Source organism: Leuconostoc aquikimchii, assembly GCF_040838325.1.
In the GTDB taxonomy this organism is placed as follows: Bacteria; Bacillota; Bacilli; order Lactobacillales; family Lactobacillaceae; genus Leuconostoc; species Leuconostoc aquikimchii.
Map to the genome: position 1 here is coordinate 960993 of NZ_JBFPER010000001.1, position 13594 is coordinate 974586.

The 13594-nt window shown below is 36.1% G+C and carries 12 protein-coding genes and 1 riboswitch; all 12 genes read left to right on the top strand.

Going from position 1 to position 13594, the window contains the following annotated elements; all coding sequences use genetic code 11:
- Positions 1-128: 128 nt before the first annotated feature.
- The 12 genes from AB3K24_RS04775 to AB3K24_RS04830 all read left to right on the top strand — a co-directional run bounded on the left by AB3K24_RS04775 (position 129) and on the right by AB3K24_RS04830 (position 13559).
- The gene (locus AB3K24_RS04775) at positions 129-1523 is read left to right on the top strand and encodes a hypothetical protein (RefSeq protein WP_367974056.1); all 1395 of its coding nucleotides are present in this window, start codon (positions 129-131) and stop codon (positions 1521-1523) included.
- Positions 1504-3156, top strand: coding sequence for a lectin-like domain-containing protein (locus AB3K24_RS04780; RefSeq protein ID WP_367974057.1), 1653 nt, complete (start codon positions 1504-1506; stop codon positions 3154-3156). Before AB3K24_RS04775 ends, AB3K24_RS04780 begins: the two co-directional genes overlap by 20 nt.
- Before the next feature lie 215 nt (positions 3157-3371).
- Positions 3372-4400, top strand: a complete 1029-nt coding sequence (locus AB3K24_RS04785; RefSeq protein ID WP_367974058.1) for an acyltransferase — start codon at positions 3372-3374, stop codon at positions 4398-4400.
- Positions 4400-5611 (top strand): glycosyltransferase, encoded by a 1212-nt coding sequence (locus tag AB3K24_RS04790; protein ID WP_367974059.1) that lies wholly within the window; start codon positions 4400-4402, stop codon positions 5609-5611. The genes AB3K24_RS04785 and AB3K24_RS04790 overlap by 1 nt, the downstream gene beginning before the upstream one ends.
- Positions 5612-5618: 7 nt before the next feature.
- Complete coding sequence (locus AB3K24_RS04795; RefSeq protein ID WP_367974060.1) at positions 5619-5894, top strand: hypothetical protein; 276 nt, start codon at positions 5619-5621, stop codon at positions 5892-5894.
- Entirely contained in the window at positions 5887-6789 is a 903-nt protein-coding gene (locus AB3K24_RS04800) for a polysaccharide deacetylase family protein (protein ID WP_367974061.1), read from the top strand. Before AB3K24_RS04795 ends, AB3K24_RS04800 begins: the two co-directional genes overlap by 8 nt.
- A gap of 336 nt (positions 6790-7125) precedes the next feature.
- Positions 7126-8982, top strand: coding sequence for a DNA primase (gene dnaG / locus AB3K24_RS04805; RefSeq protein ID WP_367974062.1), 1857 nt, complete (start codon positions 7126-7128; stop codon positions 8980-8982).
- A gap of 63 nt (positions 8983-9045) precedes the next feature.
- Positions 9046-10344 carry an RNA polymerase sigma factor RpoD gene (gene rpoD, locus AB3K24_RS04810; RefSeq protein ID WP_367974063.1) on the top strand — a complete coding sequence of 433 codons (1299 nt, stop codon included), beginning with the start codon at positions 9046-9048 and terminating at the stop codon, positions 10342-10344.
- 61 nt (positions 10345-10405) lie between these two features.
- Positions 10406-10452: riboswitch (PreQ1 riboswitch) on the top strand.
- Positions 10453-10458: 6 nt separating this feature from the next.
- The gene (locus AB3K24_RS04815; RefSeq protein ID WP_367974064.1) at positions 10459-11022 is read left to right on the top strand and encodes a QueT transporter family protein; all 564 of its coding nucleotides are present in this window, start codon (positions 10459-10461) and stop codon (positions 11020-11022) included.
- A complete protein-coding gene (locus tag AB3K24_RS04820; protein ID WP_367974065.1) occupies positions 11022-11759 on the top strand; it encodes a 3-oxoacyl-ACP reductase in 738 nt (245 codons plus the stop codon). Before AB3K24_RS04815 ends, AB3K24_RS04820 begins: the two co-directional genes overlap by 1 nt.
- A gap of 184 nt (positions 11760-11943) precedes the next feature.
- Positions 11944-12990, top strand: coding sequence for a 2,3-butanediol dehydrogenase (locus AB3K24_RS04825; protein ID WP_367974066.1), 1047 nt, complete (start codon positions 11944-11946; stop codon positions 12988-12990).
- Positions 12991-13079: 89 nt separating this feature from the next.
- The gene (locus AB3K24_RS04830; RefSeq protein WP_367974067.1) at positions 13080-13559 is read left to right on the top strand and encodes a glutathione peroxidase; all 480 of its coding nucleotides are present in this window, start codon (positions 13080-13082) and stop codon (positions 13557-13559) included.
- Positions 13560-13594 lie beyond the last annotated feature (35 nt).

The window sequence follows — 13594 nt, forward strand, 5'->3', positions numbered from 1 at the left end:
TATAACTGACATTTTATCGCATATATTTACTTGATAGCGAAAAAATAGTCACTATATATTAATGTTTGATTTTGTTGATGTATGTTAAAATCGATGAGGTTAGCAAATTAAATATAAGAGAGACAAGTATGCAAAATTTGAATTTATTTCTGAATAAAAATGATGCGTTGAAAATCGAGTTAATTAATTATATTTTAGAAAATGATTTTAATTCATATGACATGCGGCATTTAGAAATCGAATTTTCAATATCTGATTACATGCTGAAAGAAACCATAGATTCTTTAAATGTTGATCTCCGCAATCAATTATGTTTTGAATGGTTGTTTATTGAAAAAGGTATGGTGTATCAACAATACCGTATGACACGTTATCACCTTTACAAAATTGCGAAGTATTATTTCTCACTATCTCCCTTAAAAATTATCTTAGAACAAAGAATTATAATAGGTGATTTTCCAAAGTACACTGTGATGCAAGCAGAATATGGTTGGAGTGCATCCTATTTTTTTGCTCAAAGAAATCAATTAATTAGTTTGGTTGAAGATGATAGTAGTTTTACTTATATACAATTCGTATATGCAAGTTTTACATACTTTGACTCAGTGCCAGAATTTAGTAGGCTTGTGCATCGGGTTAGCGACGAAATTTTTAAATTTTTAATCGAAAAAAAATTGATAGATAAACGTCGATATCAGCATGAAAAACTATTAATAGAAATTTGTGTGTCTGAAATCATTAATAATGGGGATACTTTGTTTGATAACATGAAGAACCAAACAAAATTATCAATCCAAACAACACAGTGTCTTCCTAAGACAATCCTATCGTTGATTGGCAATTCAGAATCGAATTATCTCATTGTCTTACTAAACATGCTTGATTCCTTTGACTTTTTAAATAAAAGTGATCATTATTCATATGCAAATCAAAAAGATATGAATCAAATTCATAAAATAATTTATCCATTAGTTTCATCTTTTTTTACTACTTTTGATGTTGAAACAATTGAAGAACTCAGCATGAACATTGCACGCTACACACAACGTTTTAGTATGAAAAGCCAGTGGGTATTTTCTTTAGAGGGGCAAGTAGCAATTTCATACTTTAGGGATATATTTCCGTCAGTTGTGTATTTTTCGGAAACGCTTGTTGAACAAATAAATAAGAATGGTGAATTGATTCCTAGTAAATATCTCAATTTCTACCTTTTTAACATTATTAGTATCATGTATGAAGAAATTACAATTGCCAAAGTTGATGCCGTAAAAATAAATGTTAGTTTTTCTGCAACAGAATTAACCAATGAAATGATAAGCTCGATGCTCAAAAATCATATTAATCATGCGAGTGTTTCTTTTATTAAGAATGCTAAAAACGCTGATATATATTTGTCAGATACAATAAATGATGATGTGACAGGTGAGCAAGTTATATGGAAAAAGCCACCAATTATAAGTGACTGGAAAGCATTAGGCGAATTAATTATTAGCATAAAACAAAATGGCAAAAAAATATTTTAAAAAGAAAAATTTAATCTACGCAACGACTATTGCGATGCTTTTCTCCCCAGCATCTAGCCTATTTAATTGTCAAAATATTAAAGCTGAAAGTTGTATACTTAACAATCAAAGCAATGGTAATAATGATCTTGATCATTTTGAACTTAATGGTTCTGCTAGATTACAAAACAATACTTTTACTTTGACTGATGATAAAAATCATCAGTCTGGCACAGCATTTCTGAACACGCCTATCGATTTTTCAAAAAGTATCGCCTTGGATTTATTGGTCAACATTGGCAATAAAAAGCAACAGATAGGTGGCGGGGACGGCATTGCGATTAGTTTTGTGCCACTAAAAAAAATTAGTGAGATTACAAAAGCAGATGGTGGTGCGTTGGCGCTTGGTGGTATACCCAATGTATTCGGATTTAAAGTTGACACTTATTTCAATAGATATGGTGAGATAGGCAAATTTGATGCCGATCCTGGCCAATTTGGACAGGCACAAGGTGATGGGGAAGCGTTTGGGGCTTTTTTTGAGTCGTCTGAAAATGGCGTGATTAAAACGCTTGGCCAAGAAGCAACAAAAATTACGGTGCCTAAAGCGCATGTTTTTCAACCCTTAACTTTTGCGTATGATAAAAATACTGATTTGGTAAACGTGATATATGATAACCAGAATTGGCAATATCAATTGAACCGAACACAAGCATTTGACCAACCAATGGTACTTGTTATTTCAGCAGCAACGGGACATAATCATAATTTGCAGCAAGTCATTGTTCGTCAAACTGATTTTCATCCTTTTACATCAAAAGTAACTATTAATTATTTTGATGAAAAAAAGAACAAACTAAGTCCTTCAACCGAAGTTTCTGGAAATATTAATGCGCAATATGTTAGCCAACCAAAAGATATACCAGGATATCAGGTCATTAGTACCCCTAAAAATAGTGTTGGTCTTATTTCTGAAACAAATGAAGCTGTCGATTATTACTATAAACCGATAAAGCATGATGTTGTTATAACATACAAGTATCATAATAATGTGTTGAGAAAGGATATTTTATCTGGCAGTAGTGATGAAAAAATAAGTTATTCACCTAATTTAGTTCTCAAAGTTTTGAAAGATTATCAAGTTAGCCACTCCGAATGGTTGGGAGAATTTCTAATCCCTAAAAATAATACCCCTATTTGGTATTTTGAAATCACTTTAGTTAAAAAACCAATAGTAACAGTGAAAGAAGCACCAAAGATAACTCATGATCATATACAATCTGCGAAGGCCAAAGCCAGCGTATCGCATAAAAAAGACAGTTTAAAAGCAAGCAACGGCCCATCGATGGCACAGGATCACGTAAAAAGTGACGCAAAAGAAGTGAAAAATGATTCTCAGAAGACTGTTGACAGGCCAAATAATAACAAGGTTCCTACAACTGATTTGGTTTATTTGAATCATGACACGTCATCACGCATGCAACATTGTGTTGCTCAAACGTTTTATTCGAATAAGAGGGATGGTGATGACGTTGTATTTCAGAAGAATATTGCTTTGAAAAGCACACAACCCAGTCCTATAGATAGCAATATAACTGATTTTACGCGTGTTTTAGTCACATTATCAGCATTTACGACATTTACAAATAGATGACATAGTCAGATTTTTCATATGACGCAGTCAGGATAAATTCCTGATTGCGTTTTTTTAATTCAGTGCTATTGAAAGTGTCAAACAATTATTTTTTTCTGTTTTTATATTTTTTAGAAAAACAGAAAAAATTATATACAGTATTTGCAGGTAAGATGGTCTGGTGCACGGCCTGTAAGCGCCACGCACCAGACTATTTTTAAAGGAGTTTTAAGGTGATGCGTTATTATCAAATTGATTGCATTAAGGTATTTGCTGTTTTTTCCGTTGTGGCTGTTCATTTTTTATTAAATTCAGGTTTTTATGACATTCAAATTGATTCATGGTTAGCATGTTTATATACACTACTACGTTTAACTTTTATTACGGCGGTGCCATTGTTTATTATGACAACAGGTTATTTAATGGGTGAAAAAAAACTGAGTTCAGAATACGTTGCCCGCTTGTTTAAAATATTAATTGTGTATGTTGTCGTATCATTAATCGATTGGTTAGGACAAATCATATTTTTAAACCATATCATGTCGTTTAAGGATGCTTTATATGGGTTACTCGATTTTTCAACGAACAGTTATTCATGGTACGTTGAAATGTACATTGGATTATATCTTATCATACCAATTTTAAATGCTGCGTGGCATAACCTGTCAGAACCGCAATATCACAACTATATTGTATCGGTTGCCGTCATACTTTTATTTTTACCCTCTCTATTTAATTCAGGTGGGAAAATTATATCTGATTGGTGGACTGGCGCATATCCTGTCGGTTATTACTACATAGGATTATATTTAAAAACGTATCCTGAAAAATATCAAAAATTAAGCACACGATTTGTATGGCTGTCTTCTGCTATGACATTCTTAGTCTTATCAGCATTGACATTATTGGCTAACTATCACAAAATATTCGCCTGGACAAATGAAAATGATTATATGGGTTATCAGCCGATGATAATGGCTATTCTAATTTTTGTCCTATTACTACGACTACCGTTTAAAAAGAAGACAGTCGGTAATTATCGACTTTTAACTAAAATTTCAAGTATGACATTGACCATATATCTTTTTTCAGATCTTAGCGACAGCATCATTTATAATCAGTTTAAAATACTTGTGCCAGATGTGCAACACCGTCTTCTTTTTGGACCACTCGTGGTCACGTTGTCGTTTCTAATAGCCACAATACTTGCTATTATTGTCGCATATATTATAAAAAAATTTTCTAGATCCAGTAGGAGGGTTTAATGGTTTCCTTTTTTAATGTCGTTCAACTTTATACAGCATATTATCCGATAATTATGACTATAGTCTGGATCATGGGATCATGGGTTTCAGGACTGATGACTAATCGCGCTATGATAAAAGATGATTCTCAAGTGAAAGTGACAGTTTTATTAGCCATGTTTAATGAAGAATACACGATTAGTATGGCATTAAATTCTCTGAGTTGTTTGACATATGAAAATTTTGATGTTGTCATTGTTGATGATAAAAGTGAAGATGAATCAGTCACTATCGTTATGCGTTGGATGACAGCGCATCCGACTATTAAAATGCGACTCATACAGCTACCCAAAAATTTGGGAAAAGCGGCAGCCTTGAATGAAGCGATTAAAGTCATTCATGCTGATTTTGTTTTGGCAACTGACGCTGATGCGACTTTGGCGCCGGATAGTATTCAACAGTTGTTAGCAAGGGTTACCAATGACCATATTGGTGCTGTTACTGGTAAACCAATCGTTCGTAATCGCACAACGTTGTTAGGTCGATTACAAGCACTAGAATATGTCGTCATCATAGACCGAATTAAAAGAGCTCAGGATAGTTTGTATGGCGGCATTATGACAGTTGCTGGCGTCATTTCTCTATATCGAACGGATGCTTTACGTGACGTTGGGGGCTTTGATAGTGCGGCAATAACCGAGGACATTGATATTACTTGGCGACTTAAGAAAAATAATTGGCACGTGCATTATAATCCTAAAGCATTGGTTTATATACTAGTGCCTGAAACATTGAAAGGCTTCTTCAAACAGAGAATACGTTGGTCTGTCGGTGGATTAGAGGTGCTATTGAAAAACATCAGTTGGTCGTGGAAACAAGGATTTTCTGCTCAAACATTATTATTACTTGATATGTGTTTTAGTCATATTTGGGCCTGGTTTTATGTGATGACTATGACGTCATTTATAATCACTTCCTTTGCTACAAGAACTTTTTCGTTACCAGGTGTTATTATTTTTTTGTACGTCTTATTATTTATAATCATGTTTATACAAGGCATACGCCAAGACGAAAAACAATCTCATTTAAGTAAGCGTGATTTATTTGAATTACCATTCTATAGCATTTTTTATTGGTCAACAGCATTGATGACAGCAATTATTTCTCAATTTGTTGTGATATTTAGTAAAAATTCAAATGGTAAATGGACTAGTCCGGATAGAGGCAGGTAATTTTAAAATGTACAACATTATTAGACGAAAAAACGCACTAGGAGATTTTTTTTCATGTCTCGCAACATTATTTTCTTGGGGACTGATTATAGGGATTATGTTATTGTGTTTAGCAACGCAATGCCGTATTTATTCCGATGGCATCGTTGTTTTGCAATTGCTTTTAGGTGTAAATATGGCGGGCATGAATCAGGGGATACATGTGCTTATGATTTGTGTGACTTTAATCATTTTGCCAACACTGATGGGCGTACTTGCCAAAAAAAGGACAGACCATGCTTAAAAAACAACGGAAAATATTAATTTTTATTATTTTTTTGATGATGACCTGTTTTGTGGCACTAATCTGGTTATCATGCGAGCAAATAGGATTTCAAAAAAGGCAAAGACAGCATGTGGATTATACGTATAAGGATTTTGCAGCCAATAATAAAGCCGTTACTGATGGTGTCATTATTCTAGCTTATCATCGTATTCTTAAAAATAGTGTCACGACGTCAGTCGCACAAAAGGTATCACAAAATCCACAATTACATGAATATAATGTGAATGAACCAGAATTTGTCAAACAGATGGCATGGTTGAAAAAAAACAGCAGCGTATGGTCGATGACGACGTTTCTTAAAAAAGTACAAGACAATGACATTAAGGGAAAACACGTTGTCGTAACATTTGATGATATTGATACAACATTACCACGTAACGTGGCACCAGTTATGAATGATAAAAAAATACCGTACACTATGTTTGTGATTACAGGCAAGGTTGGTCAAAATATGGATGGGGAACAGATGGCATCTTGGCAGCAATTGAACCAGCTGGCAAAAAATCCATTGGTTGATGTTGGTTTGCATACCCACAAATTACATTATCAAGAAAATAATCAGCCTATTCTATCAACTAGTCACATTTCAAAGCAGCGAATGATTGCTGATTATAAAAAATCGTATCAAACGCTACAAAAAAAAATGCAGGTTAAACCAACTGTGTTTGCGTATCCTTATGGTAGTAAAAATAAGAGTTTAACTCATTATATGGCTGGGCATGGCATGCAAGGTATTTTTTTGTTAGAACCCGGGATTATTACAAATGACTTAGCAAACATAAAAAAAGGTATACCAAGATTTATCGTTACCAATTCAAACTTCAATGCCTTGCAATTATGGTTAGAGAATTAATTAATAATGCTAAATAAGGCATAAAAATGATTAAATGTGTCATAATGCTAATAATGATTTTCGATCAAAAATTTTGAGAAACAACGAAAATAAAACGATGCTATCATATCATTCATAATTGGATAGAAACACGCCTAAAAAAGAAAAAAACACATGTCGACGTTTTATTTCAAGTTAACATAATCTGGTTGTTGAAAAAAAAGAATGTTGATATAACAGTGTGTTAGGTAGCATTATGGGGATTGACAAATTACGACGTGCAACGTATAATTTAATATAGTTCAATTTAAATGTCGCAGACGCTTGTTTGCGACATTTATTGTTGCAAGGTGGTCTATGGCAAATCGAATTCCAGAAACATTTATTGCGGAAGTACGTCAAAAAGTGAATATTGTTGATGTGATCGGTCAATACACTGATCTTGTCAAGCGTGGTCGTCAATGGAACGGTTCTTGTCCATTTCATGACGATCGACACCCGTCGTTGTTTGTTGAAGAAAACAAACAAGTGTTTAATTGCTTTTCGTGTGGTCGATCGGGTTCTGTTTTCTCATTTTTAATGGAAAAAGAAGGCCTGAGTTATCCTGAGGCAATCTTGTCGTTAGCTGAAAGTGTGGAAATGCACGTTGATAGCAGTATTTCTGCTGGTGTGACACGACAAGTTGATGGCACAACACAAGCTATTTATCAACTACATACGGCAGCGCAACGGCTGTATCAGCACATCTTGTTGAATACAACTTCTGGTGAGCAAGCACTGGCTTACCTCCATGATAAACGTCAATTAACTGATGATATTATCAAAAATTTTGGCATTGGGTTTGTTCCAGAAGATAATGCTTTATTGAGTTACGCGCACGATCAAAATATTTCCCGAGAAGTATTGCAGGCGTCTGAGCTGTTTATTTCGAATGATCAAGGTGAGTTGCGAGATCGTTTTTCAGACCGTATTGTTTGGCCAATTAAGACTGAACGTGGTCAAGTTATTGGCTTTTCTGGTCGCGCACGCAACGCTAATAATAGTATTAAGTACATGAACAGCCCAGAAAGTCCTTTCTTTACGAAAGGAAAAATTTTATATAATTTTGATCGCGCTAAGAATCAAATTCGTCAAACAAACACCGTTATGATTTTCGAAGGATTTATGGATGTTATTGCTGCAGATATGGCTGAAAATCCAATTGGTGTAGCGACCATGGGAACAGCGCTGACACGTGAACATGTGAAACAATTAGCACGTGTAGCGCAACGCATTTTGCTAGTATATGATGGTGATGTAGCAGGACAAAATGCTGCACGCCGTTCGATTGATTTGATTCATGAATATGCACAAAATGTTGATATTGGTGTCATACATTTACCAGATAATCTTGACCCTGATGAGGTGCGCATTCAGTTAGGTTTACTAGCGTTAAAGCAAGCATTAGAGCAGAATATTCAAACACCAGTAGAGTTTTTGGTAAATACCGCACGTGTGGGCAAAAATTTAAGCAATCAAGTCCAATATCTGGCTTTTTTGCAAGAAGTGATGCAAATATTGAAAGTAGCATCGCCTGTTGAACAGGACATTCAATTGATGCGCATTGCCAACGAATTTGGTACTTCTAAGCAAGCGTTACAAGCGCAATTACAACAAAGCATCGACCAAAAGGCAAGCAAATCAAGTTATTCCCAACCAACGTATAGTACACTGATTGAACCGCCAGTGTCTGGGTCAGATTATGATAGTGGCTTAGGACAAACAAACGTTAATCAAAATATTACACAGGTTGAGCAAGCTGAAAGAGCGCTAATTATGGCGATGATTAAATCACCACAGGTTATGTTACAAGTAAAAGAAACGACAGGTTTTGCATTTGTACATTCAGATTATCAATTATTGATGATGTTGACAAACATTTATCAGGCACAGCATCCTGGAAATTTTGATTTGGCGCAATACATGGATTTTATCCAAAAACCAGAACTAAATCAAAAAATTATGGCAATTGAGCGCGCTTATGGCGAGCTTGCAATTGAAAAAGAAGCTATTAATGATTATCTTCGTATGATTATGTATGACGCACCTGTTGATGCAAGAATTCGTCAACTGCAGCAGTTAATTGATGCAGCTAAACAACAGCATGATGATGCAAAACTGTTACAGCTGATGACAGAATTAATTAATATCAAAAAGAAACAATCACAACTATAAATATAACTAAAGGCGCATTTTTATACCCCCTTTGAAATGCCCTTATGCTAGGAGAAATAATCAATGGCAACTATATTAGCTTCAAGTAAAATTTCAGACATCAAGGATTACCTAGATGAACAACATATTTCATATAATAGCCGTGCGAAAAAGGCTGAACTTTTAGCGTTAGCACAAGGAAAAACACCAGAAGAAGCTGCTGCTGCCGGTAAAGCATCGAAACCTAAAGTGGCAAAAAAGTCAGGTATTATCAAAAATCCTGAATATGATAAAGCTGTTAAGGCGTTGATTGCGGAGTACAAAGCTGCGAAGGCGATTACTTATGCAGATTTGGCAAAACGACTAGCAGAACCATTTAACTTGGACGGTGAAAATATCGAACGGTTAATGGAAAAGGTAGAAGATGCTGGTGTAGCAATTGTTGATGAAAAGGGCGAACCAGCGCCAGAAGTATTGAAGGCAAAACAAAATAAGCCGTCAAAAGAAGAGTTAGATCAAGCACAAGAGACGCCTGCTGGCATTAAAATAAATGACCCTGTTCGCATGTATCTTAAAGAAATTGGTCGTGTTAATTTATTGAAGGGCGACGAAGAAATTAACATTGCTAAACGTATTGAAGATGGTGATGTTGAAGCGAAACAAGAATTAGCAGAAGCTAATTTGCGTTTGGTGGTTTCTATTGCCAAGCGGTATGTTGGCCGTGGTATGCAGTTTTTGGATTTGATTCAAGAAGGTAATATGGGCTTGATGAAAGCCGTTGATAAATTCGATTATACTAAGGGATTTAAATTTTCAACCTATGCTACATGGTGGATCCGTCAAGCAATTACACGTGCTATTGCTGATCAGGCCCGTACGATTCGAATTCCTGTTCATATGGTTGAAACAATTAATAAATTAATTCGTATTCAACGTCAGTTGCTTCAGGATTTGGGTCGTGAACCCTTACCTGAAGAAATTGGGGCTGAAATGGATCTGACACCTGATAAAGTCCGTGAAATATTAAAAATTGCGCAAGAACCTGTGTCACTTGAAACGCCTATTGGCGAAGAAGATGACTCACATTTAGGTGACTTCATTGAGGACAATGAAGCAGTGTCACCAGCTGATTCAGCGGCGTATGAAATGTTACGTGAACAACTTGAATCTGTGCTAGAGACTTTAACTGATCGTGAAGAAAATGTTTTGCGTTTACGTTTTGGATTAGAGGATGGTCGCACCCGCACATTGGAAGAGGTAGGTCGTGTATTCGGTGTTACAAGGGAACGTATACGCCAAATCGAGGCCAAAGCTTTGCGTAAGTTACGCCATCCTAGTCGTTCTAAGCAATTGAAAGATTTTATGGATGATGGGAACAATTAACACGCTAATTTTTTAAAGCCACAGGACATGTGGCTTTTTTTGTGGGCCTATGGTAAGCTAATTATTAGCGGTTCATCAACCATCCCGCTTATAAAAAACTAGGAGATTTTTAGTATGCAAAGAAATCTAGCTAAATCTAACACCCCCATTAGTCAAACACAAAATATAACCATGATTGCAGTCATTGCAGCTGTTTATGCTGTAATCACATTTGTGATTCAACCATTTGCATTTGGACCGGTACAATTACGCGCGTCTGAAGGGTTAAATCATCTAGCAGCCTGGAATAAACGTTATATTATTGCATTAGGATTAGGCGTATTTATTGCCAACTTGGTGTCGCCACTTGGTTGGATTGATTGGGTTTTTGGTACAATGGGCACTGTTATTATGACTGGTATAACATATTTTTTGACACGTCATGTTAAAAGTAGCATTGCCAAAATTATCATCAGTTCAGTTGTGGTTTCTACAATAGGCATGGCGATTTTAGCTGCAGAATTTACCTTTGCTTTTAACATTGGTGCTCATGGTGCTTTTCCATCGGGTTCAAATGGTGGGATCATTGCCCAATGGCTGGCATATTACTTTAGTGTGATACCAGGTGAAGTTGCCTCATTAATTGTCGGTGGCGTTGTCATATATGCATTAAGTAAGGTTATTGATTTAAGTAAATAATGATTGAACAAGACTATACAAATAAAAATATTTTATTAACCGGTGCCGCGTCAGGAATCGGTTTTTCGCAATTAACCACATATTTGGCTGCTGGTGCGCATATTTATGCATTGGATTATCAAAAAATTCCACTACAACATCCGCGACTCCAGTCTTTTCAAATTGACTTAAGTGAACACGATCTCTTGCAAACATTGATTAAAAACATAATAGAGACGGTTGATTTTGATGTGTTATTGAATACGGCTGGCATTTTAGATCATTATCAACCATCATTAGACACTTCATTATCTGACTGGCAATCAGTGTTGAACACGAATCTCACACCGATGTTTATCTTAAGTAATGCTGTGTTGCCAAGTATGTTGGCACGTGGTTATGGTCATATTATTAATATGGCCTCAATTGCTGGTTTTTCAGCTGGTGGCGGTGGTGCAGCCTACACTGCAAGCAAACATGCTATTATTGGTTACACGAAACAATTGGCATATGATTATACGGCCCAAGGACTACATACGAATGCCATTGCGCCTGGTGCGATTAATACACCGATGAATGCGGCAGATTTTGTTGGTGATGGGAAAATGGCCAAAAAAGTTGCCTCTCAAACACCGGCAAAACGTTGGGCCAGTGCACAAGAAGTCGCTGATTTAACGCTATATTTAACAAGCCCACAGGCAGATTATATCAATGGTGTCGTTGTACCAATTGACGGTGGCTGGACTTTAGGTCATTAGTCACTCTCAATAATTTCATGGCATACTAACTACAGTGTGATGCGTTTAATTCGTATCCTGTAGTTTTTTTGTTGTAAAAATAAAGTCATTTAGACGATCACTTTCATCTCACAGTGCTATAATGAAACCAACTAAGTAGTTATTATTGTTGAAAAATTACTAGTTAAAGCAAAGGAGAATTATAATGAAGGCAGCTGTATGGCATGGCGTGAAAGATGTTCGCGTTGAAGACGTGACATTGAAACCAACTAAATCAAATGAAGTGGTTGTACGTGTTGCGTACGCAGGCATCTGTGGTAGCGATTTACATGAATATCTTGAGGGGCCAGTGTTTATTCCTGTTGATAAACAAGATGAATTAACAGGTGGACAAGCACCATTAACGATGGGCCATGAATTCTCAGGGATCATTGAAAAAATTGGTGCTGATGTGACGCATTATAAAGTTGGAGACCATGTATCAATTAATCCAACGATAACGAAGGGACATGTGCCAGATGATGTGGATGTCTACGACGGCTACAGCTTTATCGGCTTGAGTACAGATGGCGGTTTCACGTCACACGTAAATGTACCTGAGGATAACTTATATCATTTGCCTGAAGACTTTTCAATGAAATTAGCAGCCACGATTGAACCTACAGCAGTTGCAGTTCAAGCCGTTAAAGAAGGCGGTCTGCGTTTTGGTGAAAAAGTTGTTATATTTGGTGCTGGTCCTATTGGTGTGTTGGTTGCTGCAGCTGCAAAGGCAGCTGGTGCGACTAAGATTGTTGCTGTTGATTTGTCTGAAGTACGTCTCAATAAGGCACTTGAAATGGGCGCAACTGACATTGTGAACCCAAGTCAAGTAGATGATACAGTCGCTGCCATCAAAAATATTATTCCTGGTGGTGCTGATGTCTCATTTGAAGTAGCTGGTGTCCAGCCCACATTTGAACAAGCAATTGATGCAACACGACCACGGGGGACCATGGTCATTGTATCAATATTTGCGCGCCCGATTACATTTAATCCCATGCAATTAATGAATGCTGGTGTTAAACTAACAACGACTATAGCTTACTCAAAAGAAACTTTCCAACAGACTGTTGACCTTGTAAGTAGCGGTCAAATTGATGTAGCTCCTGTGATTACTGATATGATTAAATTGGATAATATTGTATCAGATGGTTTTGAATCATTAACACATGATAAGTCTCAAGCAAAAATTATAGTTGATTTAAGTGAATAATAATATAAGCAGCCACTTTTTATTTGAAAGGCTGCTTTTGTCTTATTAATAACAATACGGATTGACCAAGTTCGTAGAAAGGAAAACTAATGTCTGATAATATCTATCAATTTACTGTCATGAAGGAGAATGGGGAGACTTATTCACTTGATGAACTACGGGGGCACCCAATCGTTATCGTTAATACGGCGACTAAGTGTGGTTTTGCCCCACAATTTTCGGATCTTGAAGCCATTTATCAACAATATAAAGATGACGGATTGATGATACTTGGATTCCCATCAAACCAGTTTAAACAAGAATTAGATTCTAGTCATGATGCCGCAGAAGCTTGTCGTCTGTCTTATGGTGTGACATTTCCAATGCATCAATTAATTGCAGTTAATGGTAAAAATACAGATCCTTTGTTCAAGTATTTGAAAAAAAGTGCTACGAGTCCATTAGGAAGTACGATTAAGTGGAATTTCACTAAGTTTTTGGTTAATCGTGAGGGGCAAGTAGTGAAACGTTTTGCACCAAAAACGAGTCCAAATGATATGATTGACGATATCAAAAAAGTGTTAAAATAGGTAGAAATGACGGCCCTAAAAACGTTTTGGATAGT

Excerpts from the sequence above, each read along its gene's own strand:
- AB3K24_RS04775 (WP_367974056.1), top strand. The coding sequence starts at position 129 with ATGCAAAATTTGAATTTATTTCTGAATAAAAATGATGCGTTGAAAATC.
- AB3K24_RS04780 (WP_367974057.1), top strand. The coding sequence starts at position 1,504 with ATGGCAAAAAAATATTTTAAAAAGAAAAATTTAATCTACGCAACGACT.
- AB3K24_RS04785 (WP_367974058.1), top strand. The coding sequence starts at position 3,372 with ATGCGTTATTATCAAATTGATTGCATTAAGGTATTTGCTGTTTTTTCC.
- AB3K24_RS04790 (WP_367974059.1), top strand. The coding sequence starts at position 4,400 with ATGGTTTCCTTTTTTAATGTCGTTCAACTTTATACAGCATATTATCCG.
- AB3K24_RS04795 (WP_367974060.1), top strand. The coding sequence starts at position 5,619 with ATGTACAACATTATTAGACGAAAAAACGCACTAGGAGATTTTTTTTCA.
- AB3K24_RS04800 (WP_367974061.1), top strand. The coding sequence starts at position 5,887 with ATGCTTAAAAAACAACGGAAAATATTAATTTTTATTATTTTTTTGATG.
- dnaG (WP_367974062.1), top strand. The coding sequence starts at position 7,126 with ATGGCAAATCGAATTCCAGAAACATTTATTGCGGAAGTACGTCAAAAA.
- rpoD (WP_367974063.1), top strand. The coding sequence starts at position 9,046 with ATGGCAACTATATTAGCTTCAAGTAAAATTTCAGACATCAAGGATTAC.
- AB3K24_RS04815 (WP_367974064.1), top strand. The coding sequence starts at position 10,459 with ATGCAAAGAAATCTAGCTAAATCTAACACCCCCATTAGTCAAACACAA.
- AB3K24_RS04820 (WP_367974065.1), top strand. The coding sequence starts at position 11,022 with ATGATTGAACAAGACTATACAAATAAAAATATTTTATTAACCGGTGCC.
- AB3K24_RS04825 (WP_367974066.1), top strand. The coding sequence starts at position 11,944 with ATGAAGGCAGCTGTATGGCATGGCGTGAAAGATGTTCGCGTTGAAGAC.
- AB3K24_RS04830 (WP_367974067.1), top strand. The coding sequence starts at position 13,080 with ATGTCTGATAATATCTATCAATTTACTGTCATGAAGGAGAATGGGGAG.